Here is a 5,024-nt window from a genome sequence, read left to right on the forward strand (position 1 = left end):
GGCTATCTGCTGGTCGGCAGCCTGCTCGCGCCGAAGGACCTCGACCGCTTCTACGGGATTGCGAAAGATATCGCCGCCGACCTCGTCGCAAAGCCGGTCAGCGCCGACGAGCTGGCGCGCAACGCGGTGCCGATCCGCGAACAGGTCGCGCGCGCCTCGACCGGCAATGTCTACTGGATGTTCCTGCTCGAGGGCGCGACGCGCGATCCGCGTATCACCGCCGCGGCGCTATCGATCCAGGACGATATTTCTGCCGTCACCGCTGCCGACGTGCAGCGGCTCGCGCGGCAATATCTGACACCCGACCGCCAATGGTCGCTGGCGATCCTGCCCAAGGGGATGACGCTCGCCGGCGCATCGGCGCTGGGTGCGGCGCCCGCACCGGTGCCGGCGGCGGGTGGGCGATAGCACCTGCCTCAGTGCAACTTCAGCCGCGGGCGGATGATGGCGTTCACCCGGCCGATCAGGATCAGCGCCAACCCGTGAAGCCAGCCGTGGATCGCGATCAGGTGCATCCGGTATAGCGAGGTATAGACGAACCGCGCGAGCCGGCCCTCGATCGCCATCCGCCCGCCGACCAGATTGCCCATCAGGCTGCCCACCGTCGAAAAGCGGCTGAGCGACACCAGCGAGCCATGGTCGCGATAGACGAAGTCGTGCAGCGGCTTGCCCTTCTCGATCGCGACGAGGTTGCGGAAAACCGTCGACGCCATCTGGTGCGCCGACTGCGCGCGCGGCGGCACCGGCCGCTCGTCTCCCGGCAACACGCAATAGGCGCAGTCGCCGATCGCGAAGATGCGGTCGTCGGCGGTGGTCTGCAGCGTCGGGCGGACGACGAACTGTCCGCTGCTTGCGCGTTCCAGCCCGTCCTCCTCGTTGGCGAGCGGCGCGGTCTTTACCCCCGCCGCCCAGACGCGCAGGTCGGCGGGAACGATCTCGCCCGATTTCAGGACCATCGCGTCGGCGCGTACTTCGGTCACCGGGGTGCTGGTGAGCACGGTGACGCCCAGCGCCTCCAGCTCCTGCTGCGCTGCCGCCGCGAGCCGCTCGGGAAGCGCGGGCAGGATGCGCGGCCCGGCCTCGATCAGCGTGACGCGCAGCCGTTTCTCGTCGAACACCTCCAGCCCGTAATGGCGAAGGCCGCTCGCCGCGTTGAACAGTTCGGCCGCCAGCTCGACCCCCGTCGCACCACCGCCGACCAGCGCAATCCGGACCTGCGCATCGCTCGCGGGGTCCTTCATCATTGCGTGCGACACGCGAAGGCAATGGTTGAGCAGCTTGTTGCGGAAGCGGTCCGCCTGCGGCCGTTCGTCGAGGAAGATGCAATGTTCGCGCGCGCCCGGCGTGCCGAAATCATTGCCGACCGAGCCCATCGCGAGCACCAGATAGTCGAAACGCAGCCGGTGGCGCGCGATGAGCTCGCTGCCGTCGTCGTCGAGCATCGGTGCGATGACGATCTCGCGTGCGGTGGCGTCAATGCTTTCGAGCGTGCCGGGAAAGAAGCGATAGCCCCAGCGGTGGCAATGGCTGCGATAACCGACCTCGTCGAGATTGGCGTCGAGCGATCCCGCGGCGACTTCGTGCAGCAGCGGTTTCCAGACATGGGTGCGGTTCTTGTCGATCAGGATGATGTCGTGCCTCGCGCGGCCGTACCGCGCGCCGAGCCTTCGCGCGAGTTCGAGCCCGCCGGCGCCACCGCCCACGATGAGGATCTGGGTCTTGCGCTGCGTGGTCACGTCGGGCTCCTTCGAAAGCCTGGGTCCTGACCCTAGCCGTTGTCGCCGGCGATGGGCCGCCGCGTCCGGCGGATACGCGGTTCTTCCTCCAGCTTGCCTTTCGTCATGATGTCGTGGCGCATTTTCGCCCGCACGTCGTGGATCGACGCGATCACGGGCCCCATCGCGACGCCGAGGTCGATCAGCACGGCTTCGGCGAGTTGCAGCGAGCTTTCAAGCGTTTCAGGCACCGCGTCGCTCGCGCCCGCCTGATAAAGCGAGCCGGCGTGGTCGGCATCGCGCGCGCGGCTGATGATCGGCAGCTCGGGATATTTCTGGCGAAGCTGGCGCGTCATGCGAAGCTGCTGCACCGGATCGTCCATCGTCAGCACGATCGCATTGGCGCTTTCGATCCCGAGCTTGTCGAGCGCGCCCGTGCGCGCGACGTCGGCAAAGCGAACGATGAAACCGTCGTGGCGCGCCGCCGCCACGGTGTCGATGTCGGCGTCGACGGCGATATAGGGGCGCTGATGTTCGCGCAGCAGTTCGGCGACGGTGTGCCCGACGCGGCCGAAGCCGACGATGACGGTGCGGCCTTCGGGCGTGTCATCGCCCTGCGTCTCGCCCGTCCGCATCTCGATCCGGCGCGCGATGTCGTGGCCGACGCGCGCGAGGAGCGGCGTGATCGTCAATCCGATCGCCGTGACAAGCTGCCAGAATTCGGCGGTGTCGCGGCTGATGATCTGCGCCTGCAGCGCGGTCGCGAGCACGATCAGCGTCGTTTCCGAGGGGCTCGACATCAGCAGGCCGACCTCGGCCGCGGTGCCGCGCCGCGCGACGTTGGAAAAGCGCAATAGGGCCGCGGTAACGATCGCCTTGATCGCCACAACGCCGACGACCGCAACGACCAGCTGCGGCCACTGTTCGGCGATCGTCTTGAGGTTCAGCCCCATGCCGACGCTGATCAGGAAGACCCCGAGAGCGAGGCCCTTGAACGGCGCGGTGATCGCCTCGACCTCGTTATGATATTCGGTTTCGGCGATCATCAGCCCGGCGAGCAGCGCCCCGACGATCGGCGACAGGCCCACCGCCGCGGTCGCGAGCGCCGCGACGATGACGACGAGCAGGCTGGCGGCAAGGAACAGTTCGGGATCCTTGGCGCGTGCGGCCTGCGCGAAGATTCGCGGCAACAGGAACCAGCCGCCGATCGCGAGCGCCGCGACGACCACGGCGCCCTGCCACAGCGTCGTCAGCAACAGCTCGGCATTGTCGCCCGTTGCGCTGGGTGCCAGCGCGCCGAGGAGGAAGATGATCGGGACGATCGCCAGATCCTCGAACAGCAGCATCGAGAAGGAGGCGCGGCCGACCGCCGATTTCGTTCCCGCAATCGGCAGCACGAGCGCGGTCGAGGAAAGGGCGAGGGCGATGCCGAGGCCAAAGGCGGCGGGCGTCGAATAGTCGCCGATCAGCTTCAGCGCGGCGCCGAGGATCAGTCCGCCGAGCAGCAGTTCGGCAGCGCCGATGCCGAACACGAGTTTGCGCAGCTGCCACAGGCGGCGGAATGACAGCTCGAGCCCGATCGAGAAGAGCAGCAGGATGATGCCGAACTCGGCGAACAGCGCGATATCCTCGGTCGAGGCGATCGTGACGTGCCTGAGCCACGGATAGTCGCTGGCGAGGGCGCCGAGCCCCGACGGCCCGACGAGCAGCCCGACAAGGATAAACCCGATCACCGGTGGCAGGCGGAAACGCGCGAAGGCCGGGATGACGATGCCCGCGGCGCCGAGGACCACCAGCGCGTTGCCGATGGCGGAGGTTTCTGTTTCCGATACCATAAGGGCCGACCTTATGCAGGCCGGCCCCGATTGGCTAGGTGGTTATCCCAACCTTTTTGGTTGTTTTCAGCTACCCATCTTGGCTTCGAGATTCTCGACGATCGCCTCGAAGAAACCTTCGGTGGTCAACCAATTCTGATCGGGACCGATCAGCAGCGCCAGATCCTTGGTCATCTTGCCGCTTTCGACCGTCGCGACGCAGACCTTTTCGAGGTCGTCGGCGAACTTGATCAGCTCGGCATTGTCGTCGAGCTTGCCGCGGTGCTTGAGCCCGCCGGTCCACGCGAAGATCGACGCGATCGGGTTGGTCGAGGTCGCCTTGCCCTGCTGGTGCATGCGGTAGTGGCGCGTGACGGTGCCGTGCGCCGCTTCGGATTCGACCGTCTGGCCGTCGGGGGTCATCAACACGCTGGTCATCAGGCCGAGCGAGCCGAAGCCCTGCGCAACGGTGTCCGACTGGACGTCGCCGTCGTAATTCTTGCAGGCCCAGACGAACTTGCCGCTCCACTTGAGCGCGGAGGCGACCATGTCGTCGATCAGGCGATGCTCGTAGACGATGCCGAGTTCGTCGAACTGCGCCTTGAATTCGGCGTTGAACACTTCCTCGAACAGGTCCTTGAAGCGGCCGTCATAGGCTTTCAGGATCGTGTTCTTGGTCGACAGATACACCGGCCACTGGCGTGCGAGACCATAGTTCAGGCTGGCGCGCGCAAAGTCGCGGATCGAATCGTCGAGGTTGTACATGCCCATCGCGACACCCGACGACGGGAACTGGAACACTTCCTCGTCGATCAGCGTGCCGTCCTCGCCCTCGAACACCAGGCGCAGCTTGCCGGGGCCGGGGACGCGGAAGTCGGTCGCCTTATACTGGTCGCCGAAGGCATGGCGGCCGACGACGATCGGATCGGTCCAGCCGGGGACGAGGCGAGGGACGTTGCGCATCACGATCGGTTCACGGAAAACGACGCCGCCGAGGATGTTGCGGATCGTGCCGTTCGGCGATTTCCACATCTTCTTGAGGCCGAATTCCTCGACACGCGCTTCGTCGGGGGTGATCGTCGCGCACTTCACGCCGACGCCATGCTTCTTGATCGCATTGGCGGCCTCGACGGTGATCTTGTCGTCGGTGCGGTCGCGTTCCTCGATGCCGAGATCGTAATAGTGGAGGTCGACGTCGAGATAGGGGAGGATCAGGCGTTCGCGGATCCATTGCCAGATGATCCGGGTCATTTCGTCGCCGTCGAGTTCGACGACCGGGTTGGCTACCTTGATCTTGCCCATGCTTTCAGCCTTTTTCCTTGGGGAGTCGGAGTTGCACGGGGCCTTAGGCAAAGCGGGGCGATTGATCAACTGCCCCGTCGTAACGGGGTTCGTACCCGGATGGCAACGATCACGGTGCCTTATCCATTGTCAGTACAGAAGCGGCACCCTAGAAGATCGGCCCATGTCCCATATCATATCCTCGAACCGTCCC

3 protein-coding genes and 1 pseudogene are annotated in these 5,024 nt (G+C 65.7%); 1 reads left to right on the forward strand and 3 read right to left on the reverse strand.

Annotation, left to right across the window (positions count from 1 at the left end):
* Nucleotides 1-408: pseudogene (locus VGD20_RS19560) on the forward strand (insulinase family protein); the annotation flags it as partial.
* An 8-nt stretch (nt 409-416) separates the two neighbouring features.
* On the opposite strand, the gene VGD20_RS19565 reads toward VGD20_RS19560, so the two are convergent.
* The 3 genes from VGD20_RS19565 to VGD20_RS19575 all read right to left on the reverse strand — a co-directional run bounded on the left by VGD20_RS19565 (nt 417) and on the right by VGD20_RS19575 (nt 4,831).
* Entirely contained in the window at nt 417-1,736 is a 1,320-nt protein-coding gene (locus VGD20_RS19565; RefSeq protein ID WP_331136048.1) for an NAD(P)/FAD-dependent oxidoreductase, read from the reverse strand.
* Nucleotides 1,737-1,768: 32 nt separating this feature from the next.
* Entirely contained in the window at nt 1,769-3,550 is a 1,782-nt protein-coding gene (locus VGD20_RS19570) for a cation:proton antiporter (protein WP_331136049.1), read from the reverse strand.
* A gap of 66 nt (nt 3,551-3,616) precedes the next feature.
* Nucleotides 3,617-4,831, reverse strand: a complete 1,215-nt coding sequence (locus VGD20_RS19575; RefSeq protein WP_331136050.1) for an NADP-dependent isocitrate dehydrogenase — start codon at nt 4,829-4,831, stop codon at nt 3,617-3,619.
* Nucleotides 4,832-5,024 lie beyond the last annotated feature (193 nt).

Source organism: Sphingopyxis sp., assembly GCF_036402335.1.
In the GTDB taxonomy this organism is placed as follows: domain Bacteria; phylum Pseudomonadota; class Alphaproteobacteria; order Sphingomonadales; family Sphingomonadaceae; genus Sphingopyxis.